Annotated in this window: 19 protein-coding genes; 9 read left to right on the forward strand and 10 right to left on the reverse strand. The window is 39.3% G+C overall.

Annotation, left to right across the window (positions count from 1 at the left end; all coding sequences use genetic code 11):
- The first annotated feature begins 95 nt into the window (after positions 1-95).
- Together chrB and chrA are read left to right on the forward strand one after the other, a co-directional pair.
- Positions 96-683, forward strand: coding sequence for a chromate efflux transporter ChrB (gene chrB / locus ACFWE9_RS15740; RefSeq protein WP_377357621.1), 588 nt, complete (start codon positions 96-98; stop codon positions 681-683).
- The gene (gene chrA, locus ACFWE9_RS15745; RefSeq protein ID WP_230157168.1) at positions 683-1237 is read left to right on the forward strand and encodes a chromate efflux transporter ChrA; all 555 of its coding nucleotides are present in this window, start codon (positions 683-685) and stop codon (positions 1235-1237) included. The genes chrB and chrA overlap by 1 nt, the downstream gene beginning before the upstream one ends.
- A 37-nt stretch (positions 1238-1274) precedes the next feature.
- On the opposite strand, the gene chrS is transcribed toward chrA, so the two are convergent.
- The 4 genes from chrS to ACFWE9_RS15765 form a co-directional block, all read right to left on the reverse strand.
- Positions 1275-1751 (reverse strand): chromate efflux transcriptional regulator ChrS, encoded by a 477-nt coding sequence (gene chrS / locus ACFWE9_RS15750; protein ID WP_230157170.1) that lies wholly within the window; start codon positions 1749-1751, stop codon positions 1275-1277.
- A gap of 184 nt (positions 1752-1935) precedes the next feature.
- On the reverse strand, positions 1936-2670 hold the full coding sequence (locus tag ACFWE9_RS15755; RefSeq protein WP_377357624.1) for a hypothetical protein: 735 nt from the start codon (positions 2668-2670) through the stop codon (positions 1936-1938).
- The gene (locus ACFWE9_RS15760) at positions 2663-3400 is read right to left on the reverse strand and encodes a hypothetical protein (RefSeq protein WP_230157173.1); all 738 of its coding nucleotides are present in this window, start codon (positions 3398-3400) and stop codon (positions 2663-2665) included. Before ACFWE9_RS15760 ends, ACFWE9_RS15755 begins: the two co-directional genes overlap by 8 nt.
- Before the next feature lie 183 nt (positions 3401-3583).
- Positions 3584-3706, reverse strand: a complete 123-nt coding sequence (locus ACFWE9_RS15765; RefSeq protein WP_290370546.1) for a hypothetical protein — start codon at positions 3704-3706, stop codon at positions 3584-3586.
- 534 nt (positions 3707-4240) lie between these two features.
- Between ACFWE9_RS15765 and ACFWE9_RS15770 the strand changes: the two genes are divergently transcribed.
- The 3 genes from ACFWE9_RS15770 to ACFWE9_RS15780 are packed head-to-tail and all read left to right on the forward strand — an operon-like array spanning position 4241 to position 6846.
- Positions 4241-5632 carry a sensor histidine kinase gene (locus tag ACFWE9_RS15770; protein WP_377357626.1) on the forward strand — a complete coding sequence of 464 codons (1392 nt, stop codon included), beginning with the start codon at positions 4241-4243 and terminating at the stop codon, positions 5630-5632.
- A complete protein-coding gene (locus ACFWE9_RS15775) occupies positions 5610-6290 on the forward strand; it encodes a response regulator transcription factor (protein ID WP_230157177.1) in 681 nt (226 codons plus the stop codon). Before ACFWE9_RS15770 ends, ACFWE9_RS15775 begins: the two co-directional genes overlap by 23 nt.
- Position 6291: 1 nt before the next feature.
- The gene (locus tag ACFWE9_RS15780) at positions 6292-6846 is read left to right on the forward strand and encodes a TVP38/TMEM64 family protein (protein ID WP_230157178.1); all 555 of its coding nucleotides are present in this window, start codon (positions 6292-6294) and stop codon (positions 6844-6846) included.
- Positions 6847-7013: 167 nt separating this feature from the next.
- Here the strand turns inward: ACFWE9_RS15780 and ACFWE9_RS15785 are convergent, their stop codons facing one another.
- Entirely contained in the window at positions 7014-7778 is a 765-nt protein-coding gene (locus tag ACFWE9_RS15785) for a metallophosphoesterase family protein (protein WP_377357629.1), read from the reverse strand.
- Positions 7744-8217, reverse strand: coding sequence for a metallophosphoesterase (locus tag ACFWE9_RS15790; protein ID WP_377357631.1), 474 nt, complete (start codon positions 8215-8217; stop codon positions 7744-7746). The genes ACFWE9_RS15785 and ACFWE9_RS15790 overlap by 35 nt, the downstream gene beginning before the upstream one ends.
- Before the next feature lie 733 nt (positions 8218-8950).
- Here ACFWE9_RS15790 and ACFWE9_RS15795 point away from each other — a divergent pair.
- Entirely contained in the window at positions 8951-9739 is a 789-nt protein-coding gene (locus tag ACFWE9_RS15795; RefSeq protein ID WP_230157180.1) for a SurA N-terminal domain-containing protein, read from the forward strand.
- Between the two features lie 45 nt (positions 9740-9784).
- Here ACFWE9_RS15795 and ACFWE9_RS15800 read toward each other — a convergent pair whose 3' ends face one another.
- The 4 genes from ACFWE9_RS15800 to ACFWE9_RS15815 form a co-directional block, all read right to left on the reverse strand.
- Complete coding sequence (locus ACFWE9_RS15800; protein WP_230157181.1) at positions 9785-10258, reverse strand: divergent PAP2 family protein; 474 nt, start codon at positions 10256-10258, stop codon at positions 9785-9787.
- Between the two features lie 490 nt (positions 10259-10748).
- Positions 10749-11168, reverse strand: a complete 420-nt coding sequence (arsC, locus tag ACFWE9_RS15805) for an arsenate reductase (thioredoxin) (protein WP_377357633.1) — start codon at positions 11166-11168, stop codon at positions 10749-10751.
- A gap of 34 nt (positions 11169-11202) precedes the next feature.
- Entirely contained in the window at positions 11203-12501 is a 1299-nt protein-coding gene (locus ACFWE9_RS15810; RefSeq protein WP_377357635.1) for an arsenic transporter, read from the reverse strand.
- Between the two features lie 17 nt (positions 12502-12518).
- Positions 12519-12866 (reverse strand): ArsR/SmtB family transcription factor, encoded by a 348-nt coding sequence (locus ACFWE9_RS15815; protein ID WP_377357637.1) that lies wholly within the window; start codon positions 12864-12866, stop codon positions 12519-12521.
- Between the two features lie 346 nt (positions 12867-13212).
- Here ACFWE9_RS15815 and ACFWE9_RS15820 point away from each other — a divergent pair, with 346 nt between their 5' ends.
- The 3 genes from ACFWE9_RS15820 (at position 13213) to ACFWE9_RS15830 (ending at position 14776) form a co-directional block, all read left to right on the forward strand.
- Entirely contained in the window at positions 13213-13611 is a 399-nt protein-coding gene (locus ACFWE9_RS15820; protein ID WP_377357639.1) for a VOC family protein, read from the forward strand.
- 393 nt (positions 13612-14004) lie between these two features.
- A complete protein-coding gene (locus tag ACFWE9_RS15825) occupies positions 14005-14283 on the forward strand; it encodes an ArsR/SmtB family transcription factor (RefSeq protein ID WP_230157185.1) in 279 nt (92 codons plus the stop codon).
- Positions 14284-14392: 109 nt separating this feature from the next.
- A complete protein-coding gene (locus ACFWE9_RS15830) occupies positions 14393-14776 on the forward strand; it encodes a VOC family protein (RefSeq protein ID WP_230157187.1) in 384 nt (127 codons plus the stop codon).
- Positions 14777-15024: the final 248 nt, after the last annotated feature.

Consider the following 15024-nt stretch of genomic DNA (forward strand, 5'->3'; position numbering starts at 1 on the left):
ACATTTTATATACATTTCGAAAGCATTTTTGATATCATTAATTCATAATCTTGGAAATGTATTTCTAAATTTAAACAAAAACAGGAGGAATCGTATTGAAAAATCCATATACCGAATTAACGGTCGGGATGATGCGGACGGGGATTTTAGGTTTTGGCGGCGGGCCATCCGTCATCCCGCTCATCCGCCACGAAGCAGTTTCCCGCTATCACTGGCTCGACGATGATGAATTCGGGGAAACCTTGGCGATTGCCAATACACTCCCAGGACCGATCGCCACCAAGATGGCAGCATATCTTGGTTATAAATTAAAAGGCTGGCCGGGAGCCCTCGTGAGTGTGGCAGCCCATGTTTTACCTTCATGCTTTGCGATGGTTTTCTTGATTGCATTCATTAATGTTCTAAGTAATTCAGCGATGATCAACAATATGATCGCGGCTGTAATGCCAGTTGTTGCGGTCATGCTTGGTCAAATGGCTTATGAGTTTGGCGAAAAGGCGGTAAAAGGTTTGGGAAAGGTACTCGGAATCACCTTTTTTGCGATTTCCTTTTTGCTTCTCCAGATCATTTCCCTGCATCCGGGTATCGTCATCATGATATTCCTTTTTTATGGGGCGTTCCACTTTAAATTAAAAGATAGATTGAAAAATAAAAAGGGTGATACGAAGGAGGAATCCGCGTAATGGGTGTTATCTTCATCCCGATTGGTGTCGCAGTTTTTCTAGCGTTTTTCATAGCCAATATGCTTGGTTATGGCGGAGGTCCAGCCTCGATTCCGCTTATGTATGATCAAATCGTCACCCGTTACGGCTGGCTTGATAATACCGAGTTCTCGCAAATGCTTGCATTAGGAAATTCCCTTCCAGGGCCAATCGCCACCAAAATTGCCGCATATGTCGGATATGATGTGTACGGCTGGCCAGGGTTTATAGCTGCATTGGCTGGCACCATCATCCCTTCAGCAGTGGCTTTGATCTACTTATTGAAAATCTTGCGAAAATACAAGCAATCCCCCATCGTAAAAGGCATGTCCTTACTTGTTCAGCCCGTGATTGCGATCATGATGTTACTGCTTACCTGGAACATGGCCGCAGATGCCGTCGGTTCCATCGGCTACATCCATTCGATCATCATCGCTGGATTGGCTTACTTAGCACTGGGTAAATTCAAGATTCACCCCGCATTTGTAATCATTCTTGCCTTTGCGTACGGCGGCTTTATCATCCCGCTCACATAAATAAAAAAAATCCACCTATATAGGCGGATTTTTTCATTTAAAGTTTCATTCCCATCCGGCTCTTATAACGTTTAATGAGAATTTGGCAATCCACGCTGACAACGCCGTCGACCGCATACAACTTTTCATTGAGAAAACGTTCCATCTCCTGATTATCAGTAAAGATTCCGTGCATATGGAGTTTACTCGGACCGGTCATATGATATAAACTCGTTACAGCCGGCTCGCTTTCTAATTGCTGGGCCACCGATTCCAAATATTTAGGCTCAACTTCAACGTTGAAAAATGCCGAAACATGGATGCCTACCTTACCTGGATTAATGACCGCAGTGAACCTCTCAATCACGCCGTTTTCAACAAGATGATTAATTCTCATCTGAACCGCAACTCTGGAGAGCTCCACTTTCTTCGCTAAGTCGGTATATGAAATTCGCGCATCTTCGTGTAGAACCGATATGATTTTCTTATCGATCTCATCCACTTTCAAGCTGGGAATCTTAAAGTCCTCTGCCATCCTTTGTAACTCCTTTTCGATTTCTTTATTCCATTATCGCAGAGACAACCATCGGATCACAACAAATCTTCCTTCTACATAACCTCCATTAAAACAACAGCCTATTGATCATATTGGTCAATATCAAACTATCCAAACAGATTAGTATAATGAATAAAGGTCTGACAATTTTGGCAGCTCACTTTCAATAAGTCCCCTCCAACTCATCCACTTCCACATGAACAAGAAAAGGAACATCCACAAAATTATTTCCTGTCGTATAGCTAATTCCGTTAATGGCGTGTTCAGGATAAGTCTCTTTCCCATCCTTATCATAAAAATTAATCGCCAATTGTATCGGTTCGTTCAATTCAAGAAAGTTTTTCTGACCAACTTCCCCCTTTAGTTTTACATAATGATCCATAAGTTCCTGCCAATTGTCGGGATAAGTTTCGACTCCGTACATTTTCCCCTGCATCACAATGTTGTGCATCATTTCTATTCCAGGTTGATAGGTGGCTTTGCCATCCGATACCATAAAATCTCTATCTTTTTTCATAAAAACCCTGATTTCGGAAATGTCATCTTTCGGATCCATATTCCACATGATCAAAGATTTTTCTTCTCCATTCCAAACCTGTGGCTGACCTCTATTTTCCACAGAAGCCACTCTCCATTTATTGCCCTTCCAGACCCAAAAACTCATCCCATATCGATTATCTTCACTAATAAAGGGGACAAACACATGTGTATCATCCAAAAAGATATGATCTTGTATGACCTTCGGCTGAGACTCAGAGAAGTTTGAGTTTATTCGTTCGATGACTTGTCTGTCCGATAGGAAGGGTTCCGGCGCTTTTGAAAATCGACCAAATAAAAGGATACCACCAATCGATATAACAGCTGTAATGATAACAATCATTTTTGTTTTATTAGTCACTCCTCTCCCCACCTTCAGTCAAAATGGATTCTTCTAACCTGTAATAGACCTGCTGCCCTTTATTTGGTGTAATCAGTAGACCCTTTCCATCTTCTTCAATATAAATGAGTACATTAAGTCCACTTCCCTTTTCAGGAACGGTCCCTGACAGAATATAAGGGAACGTTTCTTTATACCCGCTCTCTTCATTGATTCCGGAATACCAAGATTCGCTCTCGATTTTCTTTTGTTTCATCTTATTCATTTGTCTTTGCAGCTCTTCTTGATTCAATGTGACTTCTTTAGAGTTCGGATGGGTCGCTATTAGCGAGGAATTTTTAACGTCCATCATATATGTAGATGGTTCCTTCTTGGGATACATCATTTCATCCAGCGGTATGGCTAATAGGGAAGCCGCCAAAAAGATGAAATTCGATAAGAATCCGAGCCAGGCAAATCGACGAAAACGATGCCATCTGCCTACATCACCTTTCCTTCTCAATAACCATGATAAGAGAGCCACCCCTATAGGGATAATGGGTACACTTACCACCTCATCTGATAGATTAAAAGTAAAACGAAAAGTAATCATTCCTAGTACAAACACAACGAGAGCCTTCCATACCTTAGGAGGACTTTCTATTTTTTTATAAATAACGGAAAAAATGATCAAAATCATTATGTAACTGGACACCATAAGGATTAAAGTGGGTGTATGCAAATATTCTCCCACATCAAATATTCCATTCATTCTACCTATCACTCCCCCTTGATATATACAACTCTCATACAATACCATATAAATCCTTTTTTCGTAATTTAGGGAATCTATTCGCAGACTGCCGTCCCCCACTTTATTCGGAAATTGAAGGTGGGGGTTTTACAGCCTGTTTGTTATGGGATAAAAGTTTATGGGCATCCAATGGAACGTTCCTCAATCCTTTGCCTGAAAGGTCTTCGCGATATTTTTGTATTCTTCTTCATTAAGAATGCCCATTTTTTTGAATAATGCGGAATAAGCCATTATTTTTTTTTGCGTACGGTTTGTACAACTCATATGGATCAGCTCCTTTTTTACATACTATTCACTAGCGACAAAATGTTTCCTGTATGCAAAACATTTTATTTAGACAAAAAATAAAAACTACCGTTTCTTTCGGCAGTCTCAATTTCACATATGGAATATGGCTCCATCGATCTGTGATTTAGGTGATTAAACCAGACCATTCTATATAACTATCAATTAAGGGAATGGAGGCGCATGAACGTGCAACCGCTTCGCTTGTTCTTTTTCAGACTCGTCCCTTCGTAAACGGATTTACTGTCAACCTTAATTAAACAGGCTTTTCTTAGCAATGCTAAGTCCATGCTTTATTGAAAAAAAGTCAAATTACAACCTGATTTCCTATTCTCATTCTATTCAAATGCTGAAAAACGACAGTTCGGGATCATTAAAAAATGTTGTCCTCCTTGCAACCAGTCCTCATTCGGATTATCGTTATTTAAGAAGAAACGAAGGAATTATAAAAAACTGCATACTTTCTTCATATTTTTTCGCTAAACTGACTTCAATAAATAAGAAGGTGATATATTGAAAATCTCCTTTAAGCTGGGACTTTGTATATTTGTGTGCATTTTATTGATGGAAACCGTCTCCATGTTTTATTTACATAATAATGTGATCCATTCCCGTATCAACCAAGAATTGGAATCATTGAAGGCCCGTGGCAATAGTCATCGTGATGTGTTAGAAATCACTTATTCCGACTCAACTCTTCAGCATATCGGCCTGATGGAATCACATACGGATACAGATGTCGTCATCACGAATACTACAGGCAATACTCTGATGTCGTCCGAAGAGGTAAATGGGACAATGAAAAAAATCTTAGCAAAGAAACACCCACAAGTACCGCGAAAAGGACTGATCATCCAATCAAGATGGAAGGATGAACGGTATATAGCTACTGTTACACCATTTAAAAGTGATAAAGAAAATGAAGGCTATGTCTATATGTTCAAGAATACTAGAGATGTAGAAGAACTAATTGCCCAATTGAATAAACATTTTATCTTTGCAACTGTATTGCTCCTTTTCTTTATGCTTATCACCATTTATTTTCTATCAAAAGCCTTGACTAGACCGCTTATTGCGATGAAGGAAGCGACCACCAAACTAAGCCAAGGGAGCTTTTCTGTAGCTGTACCTGTACATTCACATGATGAACTAGGTGAACTGGCTCAATCCATTCAAAGCTTGGCTAATGAATTGAATTATTTAAAGAAGGAACGCAATGAATTTTTGGCAAGTATCTCTCATGAACTGCGCACGCCACTAACCTATATCAAGGGCTACTCGGACATTGCTCGTCGGAAAGACTTGGATGCAGCTGAAAGATCACGATACTTAGAAATCATCCATGATGAATCACAACGATTAAACAAACTATTGGACGAACTATTCCATATGGCTAGAATGGATATACATACATTCACCATTTCAAAAAAAACCGTCCAGCTCTCTTCATTCCTAGAATCCATTCATGAAAAAGTGTTACCAGCCTTTTCAAATAAAAAAATACAATTGAATCTGGAATGTAAGGATCATTTATATATTGAGATAGACCCTTCACGATTTGAGCAAGTCATCCTTAACCTGCTGGATAATGCACTAAAATACTCGAACGAATATACAATCACCACCATCAAAGTCACTCGATCACTTGGCCGTATTTCCATCTCCATCATCGATCAAGGGGTTGGTATTCCAAGTGAAGACATCCCGCATATCTTTGATCGTTTTTATCGTGTCGAGAAATCACGTGCTAGAGATACCGGTGGATTTGGATTGGGGCTTTCCATCGTCAAGCAATTAGTTGAGGTTCAAGGAGGGGCCATTTCCGTTAAAAGCAGGTTGGAGCAAGGAACGTGCTTCACTATCATATTTAAGGAGATAAAAAATGAAGACAGCAGTTCTGGTTGATGATGAACAGAGAATGATTGATCTTATAGAGCTATACCTGACCCCTCACGGATATACATGCATAAAGAAGAAGTCCGGACATGAAGCCTTACATTTCTTAAAACAGAATCATGCGGACATAGTCATTCTTGATGTAATGATGCCTGAAATGGATGGGTGGGAAACGTGCGAAGAGATCCGGGCGTTTTCCAATATTCCCATAATCATGCTCACCGCCCGGGATGCAGCGGAAGAAATGGTAAAAGGGCTGAAAAAGGGCGCCGATGATTATGTAACAAAGCCATTTAATGAAGAGGTTTTACTTGCCCGAATCGAAGCTGTGACTCGACGAGTACATAATCATCATGAGAACCATATGATCTTTAACGGGATAAAATTAAATGAATCTGCTTATGAAGCACATTATCAATCTAGAGCCATCCCATTGACACCAAAAGAATTTTCCATGTTGTGCTTGTTTATCAAATCCCCTGATCAAGTGTACTCCAGAGATCACTTGCTTTCGACCATATGGGGATTTAAAACAGACACGGAAGATCGGACAATCGATTCCCATATTCGAAATATTAGAGAGAAATTACGTCATGCCGGTTTTCCTGTTGATCAACATTTGAAAACGGTTTGGGGCATCGGATATAAATGGAGGTCTGTCGATTGATATGAACTTCATTTCTGAGGCATTGGCATCCAGTGGCCCCTTTTCCATTGCAGTTAGTATAGCATTGAATATATTGATTAGCGTGCTTGGTTTTATTCCAAGCGTATTCATCACGGCAGCCAATATCACCGCGTTTGGATTTGAACAGGGATTGATCGTTTCTTACATAGGAGAAATTACAGGAGCCGTAGTGAGCTTTTGGTTATATCGCAAAGGCTTTCAAACATTCAAACCCAAGTTCACAAAGAACCGTTGGATCATGAGCCTCCAAAAGTCACAAGGATATCCGGCCTTTTGGATGATTCTATTGCTCAGGCTCCTACCTTTCATACCGTCCGGCGTGATTAACCTTACTGCAGCATTAAGTAAGACGGGCGTGATGATTTTCTTCATCGCCACATCCATCGGTAAACTGCCTGCCCTCCTTGTCGAGGCGTACTCGGTGACACAGGTGTTGCAGGCTTCAGACGATATAAGGACTATTCTAGTCATATTGATTTTAATCATCGCAGTCTTTTATTACTTTAAAAGAGGTAAAAATAAAGAAATGAAATAGTAGGAGACCCTATTAAATGAAGTTTACCTGATATGTTCAGTAATAAGGTTATGAGGAAATAGTTTGATAACAAAGAAGGAATAAATCATGTCAAACATATAGAAGGATAGATAAAAGCAGAATCAGCTTTATCTATCCTTTATTGTATACAATAGTATAATGTTGCTTTACATTTTTACTTTCTTATTGTTTTCTAGAGGCACAGGATCCATACTCTGATCATTAGCTGTCAAGTCGATCCCATAGTCCTTTGCGAATACCATGTGCGTTTCTACTAGAACCTCAGCTGTATTTTCATCTAAATTAAATACTCTGGCACCGCGCAGTCTGTTCCTTTCAGCTCCCGGCAGACCATAAGCACCGAACCCGGTACTGCCCGCATAACCAAGCAGGATTCCGTAATAATTACCTACATACGTGTTTATATGATCATGACCACAAAAAACGCCCTTGACATCGCCTCTATCCAGCATCGCTGAAAACAGCCCCCCGTTGATTGGTCCCATACACTCTTCTTCATTTCGTTCTCCTACTATATTATGCTTTTTAAGGGCTACCTCATGATTGGAGTCTGCTCTTTGGTCTACGCTCGCATACCACATAAACCTGTGTTCCCAAAGAGGAATATGGATGAAAGCGAGTGAAGGAATTTTTTTTCGCCATTTTTTCTCTAACTTCTTAGACGTCTCATAATACCAATTTACCTGATTAAAACGAAGCCAGTCCCATGTAGGATATCCTTGGAAGTCTTGACCCGCAATGGTTTTTGGCGCATATCTTCCACTATCAAGCAGCCAGAGGTTGAAAGCTGCCTTTTTTCCTTTTGAATCCTTTATAAGTAAATTCATGTTACCTGTCCCGGTAATACCTTCGACTGTAGGTTTGTTCATATTGTATTTATAAGAAAGATAGATTTTGAATGTCTTCCTCATCAAGTCCGCCCTTTGGGGTAGAATCCTCATCATGATTTCCAAAAGTAATGGCCCACTTGATTCCTCTTTGTTCCATAGGATAGGCAACATTGTTAATGGCTTGCTTCATCTCCATAGTTGAATCGCATCCACCCGTAATAATGTCTCCATTAAGCACAACAAAATCAGGTTTTTCTGTATCAAGCACTTTCTCCATAAGCTGTAAAGTTCTACGATCAATACGTTCATCATCTTGTGTATCATTAAATTGAACGATTTTTAATTTTCCATTACGATTAAATTGAAGAGCCATGTCATCTTTTTCTTCTGCCAGTGCTGCAGTGCTAAATAAATCATCTGAAAGTCCAGAGAATCCAAGTGTTAAGGCAAGTGTACTCATGCCTCCTATCTTGATAAAATTCCGTCTATCCAACCCTTCTTGTGGTTCTTGATTCTTCATTTAAAAATCTCCCATTCTCTTCTAGTAACTGTTTTATAGGGATCAAGCTATCGATACGATGGTGAGCAAATTAACTATGTAGTTCCAATTTAAAAAACCATTATAGTAAACAAAAAAATTGGATTTGGATATATATGATTACAAACTTACATGGTATTGAATATCACCCTATAAAGTTCAGTTCTCTCTCCATCTTAAGATAGAATTATTAGTGGAGTATGAATGTTATATGAAAGGTAAGTAAAGAAAACAATAGAAGAAGGAATGTATGAAAGTCAAAAATCCTTTTTAGATTTCTCCTGATTCTTTGGGGAATTTGGACCAAGCCCAGTAGCTTTTATCGATTCATTTCTTCATCAGGAAATGGTTACTTTGGTTTCAAGCTTAGCAAGTATACAATGCTACTCCTTAATTAGGCACTACAACTAATTTTTAAAAAATTTCTCTGATCTTTGCTCTATAAATAGTCTAAGGTAGTCTCCGCTCTGGATGGTGCGAAGTGCTTTCCCTTTTGTTCGTGTATGTCGTCCTGACTATCTCTTTTCAGCTTATTGCATGACAAAGGGTAAATTGGTTCAATTCCTGGAAGGTTACACCTATTTAATGTGACAATTCCTATACTATCTTCCTGTTTTCTGGAAAAAAAGAATGAATATATTGTGTTTTTACGGGAATTTCCTTTATAATGCGCATTAGATGATTTTTTTAGTAACGAATTGAAAGGAGACTGAAAATGAAGAAACTATTTTACCCAATCATTATTGGATTATTGGCAGTTGTTCTAACAGCTTGTGGTTCAAACGATGAAGCTGATAAAAAAAATGACGAGAAGGATGCAAAAACAACTGAGGATCAGCAAAGCAAAGAAACGGCTAAAGCAACTGAAGAACAGCAAAAAAAGATGGAAGAAATGCAGAAAAAACTAGATAAGCAAAAGGTAGATGAAAAGGAAACGGTAGCCATCGTCAATGACGAGAAAATTTCAGGTGCGGACTATAATAGCGTGTTGTCCACGACACAAATGCAGATGCAGCAATTTGGACAAGACCCAACAACCAAGGAAGGTGCCAAACAAATTAAAGATCAAACGATCAACTCTTTAGTGGGGCAAACATTACTGCTTCAAGCTGCAGATAAAAAGGGATACACAGCCTCCAAGGCAGAAATTCAAAAGCAACTTGCCAAAATCAAAGACCAATATGAAAATGAGGAAAAATTCAAGGAAGCGATGAAACAAGCAGGTCTGAATGCCGAAATGTTGAATACTCAGATCGCCGAGAATATCCCATATACAAAGTACGTTGAAAATGAGATTAAAGTGGATGCAGCAACAGATGAAGAAATTGAAAAGTATTATAAGCAGGTTGCGGAGCAAGCCAAGACAAGCGGGCAAAAAGTACAGAAACTTGAAGAAATGAAGCCACAAATCAAGGAACAAATAGAGCAGCAAAAGAAACAAGAAAAGCTTGTGAAACATGTGGAAGAACTTCAGAAAAACGCTAAGGTCGATATTAAGATTTAATGTAAAAAAGAGCTGCCAATTTTGGCAGCTTTTTCATTATGGCCACTAAGCTCTACCATCCTCCATTTTTGCCGAAACAAGCCCGAGTACAACGCCAAGCAGCGCACCAGCCCCCACTTCCACTGGCTGATGTCCGAGCAATTCCTTCAGCTCTTTCTCACGCTCCACATACTTAAAACTTGGAAACTCACCAGAAAATTTCGCCATATTATCTTCAAGATCGTTCACAAGCTTAGCAATTTCGCCTGTATGGCGCCGAATCCCCTGTGCATCATACATCACAATCACACCAAACACAGTCGCAAGCGAAGTCTCCGTATGCCTCCAGCCTTTGTTCGCTGCCACATAGGATGCCAGTGCAGCGACACCAGCAGAATGCGAACTAGGCATACCTCCTGTTGTGAAGGCCTGCTTCAAGTCCCACTCTCCCGTCACTTTCTTGTGCGTTAAAATTTTCAGCCCCTGCGCAATGCCGATTGCCGAAAGCGCCGTCCATAATCCTCGATTCATCTTTTCCATGAGCAACTCCTCCAGTCCACGGACCAGTCCAACCCAATCCTCTCTCTTTTGATACCCAAAATTTCATTTTTATATGCGGAAGTGTTCCATGATTACCAGCTTTTAATAGGCTCATCTTGTCTAATAATTCTTTAGATCTCATAACTAAACAAAATTGTTACACCTTAGAGAAAAAATGAACAGGATACATAAGTTACTTGGACACTGAGAAATCCAGTTACCTTATCAGTGTTGAAGAATTGAGTATTGAGATTCGACTGGACAAAAAAAACTGCCGATTTCTCAGCAGTTTTTTTCCTTATAAATACTTCCGGTAAATCCCTTTTCCATCATAGGAAACAGTCCTTCTTTTCCCCTTGTCTTATTCGAAATATTTCAGGTCCAATTCAATATGTTCATACCTATGTTTCAAATATTGCTCTCAAATTGCTTATGTAGTCGCCAGCATTAATAACCCGCCGAGAGATCACTTGCGGCTTTTCCAGTTTATTTATACACCCGTTTTAGAGAAACGTTCAATTCTTTCTCCGATTTGATTACGAACACGTTGGAAGGTAGCCCATTTTTCTTCATCTGTTCCGTCCGCCTTTACTGGGTCATCAAAGCCCCAATGTTCACGTCTCACATGCGGTGGCGTCATTGGACATTTGTCGGCCGCATCGCCACATAATGTCACAACAAAATCAGCATTATTTAAAATGTCAGGGTCGATGATATCGGAAGTTTGATTGGAAATATCCAGTCCAACCTCGTTCATCGCTTTAACAGCATTCGGATTTAACCCATGTGCTTCAATTCCTGCACTAAGTACTTGCCATTCATCACCTAGATATTTCTTGCCCCATGCCTCAGCCATTTGGCTTCTGCAAGAGTTACCTGTACATAAGAAGTAAAGTGTTTTTTTAGCCATGTTGTTTCTCTCCTTTATGAGTAAAATGATGTGTTTAGTGAATAATGAGCAACCATATATATAAGCCAACTAATGTGATGAACAATGTTGGGATGGTTAAGATGATTCCCGTTTTAAAGTAGGTTCCCCATGAGATTTTCACGCCTTTTAATGAAAGGACATGCAACCACAATAAGGTAGCCAAAGAACCAATCGGTGTAATTTTCGGTCCCAAGTCCGAACCGATGACATTGGCATAAATAAGTGCTTCCCTAATCGCGCCCGTTGTATTCGTATCGGCAATGGCAAGAGCGTCAATCATGACAGTCGGCATGTTATTCATAAGCGATGAGTGAATAGCTGCGATGAATCCCATCCCGACAGTAGCAGCGAATAATCCTTGATCAGCCGTCACTTGGATAAGGTCAGCTAAAATGTTCGTCAATCCAACGTTTCTCAATCCATACACCACGACATACATTCCAATTGAGAAGAACACAATAGCCCATGGTGCGCCTTTTACAACGGTCTTGGTATTAACAGCTGGACTTCGTCTTGCCATAAACAAGAAGAAAATGGCGATAACACCTGCAATGATGGATACAGGAATGTTGAAAAATTCACTGATAAAATAGCCTACCAACAGAACGCCTAAAACAATCCCAGACAGGCGAAACATTTTTAGATCACGAATGGCATCGACTGGCTTCTTCAATTGAGCCATATCATAATTCTTCGGAATGCTCTTTCTGAAGTACAAATATAAAACCAAGATGCTAGATGCTAATGAAAACAGGTTGGGAACGATCATTCTAGTTGCGAACTCAATAAACCCGATATCAAAAAAGTCAGCAGAAACAATGTTGACCAGATTACTTACGACAAGCGGTAAGGATGTAGTGTCCGCAATAAACCCACTCGCGATGATAAATGGGAAGATCATTCTCTCTTCCAACTTCAAGTTTCGAACCATCGCCAATACAATCGGAGTTAAGATGAGAGCGGCTCCGTCATTTGCGAAGAACGCAGCGACTAGGGCTCCGAGAATGCTCACATACACAAACATTCTTACTCCATTTCCTTTGGCGGCTCTCGCCATATGTAGAGCTGCCCATTCAAAGAAACCAATTTCATCTAAAATCAAAGAAATAATGATAATAGCAATGAACGCCAACGTCGCGTTCCATACGATACCCGTAACGGTAATTACATCGTTGAAGTCAACAACTCCAACGAGTAAGGCTAGTACCGCACCCCCGCATGCTGACCAGCCGATTGACAATCCCTTAGGTTGCCAGATGACGAGTGTCAACGTCAGCAAAAAGATGATACTAGCTAATATAACTAAACCCACTGATGTTCTCCTCCTCGTTAGTCACAACAAATTCGTTTTCCTTGTGCAGTTAATTCTTCTACTTTAAATGCTTGACTTGGCAAATCCTTGATAACCGTTTGAATAAATGAGTAATACGAGGATGTTTGGTTTAGCGAGTAAAATATCCATTGTCCCCTTCTCGCTTCATTCACAATTCCGCTATCTTTCAACTTTCGTAAATGTTGGCTAATAGCAGGTTGGCTCATATCAAAAAGATCTACAAATTCACAGACACAACATTCATGTTCAGACATAATTTTCACCATCGTCAAACGTGTTTTATCACCTAAAAGTTTAAGAACATTTGCGGTAGCTTCTATATCCAACGATTCATTCGTTTGCACTTTATCCCCTCCTCACCTAATCTAACACATAACCATATGCTTATGTACTTAATTGATATCATTGTATAAGCATATTCTTATTTAATCAACCATTAACTATTCAACAAACAATTTTACATTTTAGTCTGCTAAAAAACTAGCATGTGGATTTTTTACAAATTATCCATTAAAGGGTATTATTAATTTCTCGATGAACGATTGTGGCAGCTTAGCTTGAAGAAAAAGTTTGACTTGTATTGAATTTTTTTTTTAGGTAATGTCATTATTAAGTTAAAGTCACCTTACGTATATTCATTATATTGATTTCTGAAGGCTTTAATTAAATGACTAAAGGAGATGATTTTTAATGGAAAAAGTTACACCCTTCTTAATGTTTCAAGATGGTCATGCAGAAGAAGCGATGAATCATTACATATCCATCATTGACGATTCAGAAATTACAAGTATTGTTCGCTATGGAGCTAATGAAAATGGAGACGAGGGAACTGTAATGCAGGCTACTTTTTCCTTAAAAGGGCAAGAATTTATGTGCATTGACAGTAATGTGAAGCATCAGTTTTCCTTTACCCCTTCATTTTCAATTTTTGTTACTTGTGATACTGAAGAAGAAATTAACGACCTTTATCAGAAACTTATCGAGGGTGGACAAGCACTTATGCCAATTGGTGAGTATGGTTTTAGTCAGAGGTTTGGTTGGATAAATGATAAGTTTGGAATATCATGGCAACTAAACCTTCCCTCATGAAGGTCTGAAGTGTATTAACAAAGCCTTTCCAAAAGCGATTTCATCCTACATCTTGAAATATAATCAAAAGAACAGTCTGTAGATAAACTCGATGAATAACGAGGTTGTCTACAGTCTTTTTTATAAAAAAGAAGTATTAAACTTGAGGTGATAAGGATGCTTCCTAAACATAATTCTATTCAGCGAGATCAACTTGCAATGATTACTGTAGATCAACTCGTGCCAGCGAACCATGCACTTTTTTGTTGAAATACAATTTATATTTCTATAATGGTTCACACTATAATTATGTGACTTTAACTTGTTAAGATTGCATGATACGGTTCCTCTATCACGCAACCATACAGTTGCTTATCCTTGACAAGCAACCTTATAGTTGCTTATACTCGATATATGAATTGGGACAAAGATACTATATTCAAAGCACTTAGCGACTCGACTCGGCGGCTTATATTAGACGAACTATCCGAACGCAATGAGCTGACGTTGTATGAACTTACGGTACGTCTCATTATGAAGCACGACGTTTCCATTTCGCGACAAGCGATAGCTAAACATCTTTCTGTACTGGAAGATGCAGGGCTCGTAAAATCAAAAAAAAAGGGAAAATATCGAGTAGTTATTTTCAACAACGAACCACTTAAAAATTTGCTAAAAGGATGGATAGAGTAAATTATAAAACCGGAACAGGACTTCTGACGAATGTGTGGGCTGTTTTGCTTACAGCCAGATTGTTAGCACCGCACCATGCGTCACAAATATCAAAGGAGGCAAAAAAAGTATGAAAATCATTGTTACCAGCATATTCGTACAAGACCAAGACAAGGCACTGGAATTTTATTCAGAAAAGCTGGGATTTGTAAAAAAGCATGACGTTCCCATGGGAAAATTCAGGTGGATTACGCTTGTTTCTTCCGATGATCATGACGGTACCGAGCTTTTACTCGAACCGAACGAGCATCCTGCCGCAAAGGAGTATCAAAAGAAGATATTTGCCGAAGGCATCCCAGCAACAATGTTTGGCGTTGCAGATATTCATAAAGAGTACAAACGATTATTGGATCGCGGCGTGAAGTTTACTATGGAGCCGACAAAAATGGGCGAAGTCACAATAGCTGTCTTCGACGATACATGCGGCAACCTTATTCAGATATTGCAGAATTAACTTTATGACGAAGTAACCTAGTTCTAAACCACTTTATTGGTAAGTTTTAAGTTCGGTGAAGTGTTTTTATCAACAATTAAACAACTTTATGTTAACCCTGTCCTAATTTTAGGACAGGGTTATACATGTTTAAGGTCTAAAAAAAATTGACATTGTTGTCATTCTACTATTCGCAGCAAGAATCATCCTTTGTTTCAGTTCCAGGAATATCAGAACCGTAGGAACTAGAAGCGAGACTCACACTGCAC

This window comes from Peribacillus sp. NPDC060253, assembly GCF_042727425.1.
GTDB lineage: Bacteria > Bacillota > Bacilli > Bacillales > DSM-1321 > Peribacillus.

What these genes read in the sequence shown, in the direction of transcription:
- ACFWE9_RS15760 (WP_230157173.1), bottom strand. Translation starts at nt 3,400, where the DNA reads ATGAATGGAATATTTGATGTGGGAGAATATTTGCATACACCCACTTTA.
- ACFWE9_RS15765 (WP_290370546.1), bottom strand. Translation starts at nt 3,706, where the DNA reads ATGAGTTGTACAAACCGTACGCAAAAAAAAATAATGGCTTATTCCGCA.
- ACFWE9_RS15775 (WP_230157177.1), top strand. Translation starts at nt 5,610, where the DNA reads ATGAAGACAGCAGTTCTGGTTGATGATGAACAGAGAATGATTGATCTT.
- ACFWE9_RS15785 (WP_377357629.1), bottom strand. Translation starts at nt 7,778, where the DNA reads ATGAGGAAGACATTCAAAATCTATCTTTCTTATAAATACAATATGAAC.
- ACFWE9_RS15825 (WP_230157185.1), top strand. Translation starts at nt 14,005, where the DNA reads ATGAATTGGGACAAAGATACTATATTCAAAGCACTTAGCGACTCGACT.
- ACFWE9_RS15830 (WP_230157187.1), top strand. Translation starts at nt 14,393, where the DNA reads ATGAAAATCATTGTTACCAGCATATTCGTACAAGACCAAGACAAGGCA.
- ACFWE9_RS15820 (WP_377357639.1), top strand. Translation starts at nt 13,213, where the DNA reads ATGGAAAAAGTTACACCCTTCTTAATGTTTCAAGATGGTCATGCAGAA.
- ACFWE9_RS15790 (WP_377357631.1), bottom strand. Translation starts at nt 8,217, where the DNA reads ATGAAGAATCAAGAACCACAAGAAGGGTTGGATAGACGGAATTTTATC.
- chrS (WP_230157170.1), bottom strand. Translation starts at nt 1,751, where the DNA reads ATGGCAGAGGACTTTAAGATTCCCAGCTTGAAAGTGGATGAGATCGAT.
- chrA (WP_230157168.1), top strand. Translation starts at nt 683, where the DNA reads ATGGGTGTTATCTTCATCCCGATTGGTGTCGCAGTTTTTCTAGCGTTT.
- ACFWE9_RS15780 (WP_230157178.1), top strand. Translation starts at nt 6,292, where the DNA reads ATGAACTTCATTTCTGAGGCATTGGCATCCAGTGGCCCCTTTTCCATT.
- ACFWE9_RS15795 (WP_230157180.1), top strand. Translation starts at nt 8,951, where the DNA reads ATGAAGAAACTATTTTACCCAATCATTATTGGATTATTGGCAGTTGTT.
- arsC (WP_377357633.1), bottom strand. Translation starts at nt 11,168, where the DNA reads ATGGCTAAAAAAACACTTTACTTCTTATGTACAGGTAACTCTTGCAGA.
- ACFWE9_RS15800 (WP_230157181.1), bottom strand. Translation starts at nt 10,258, where the DNA reads ATGGAAAAGATGAATCGAGGATTATGGACGGCGCTTTCGGCAATCGGC.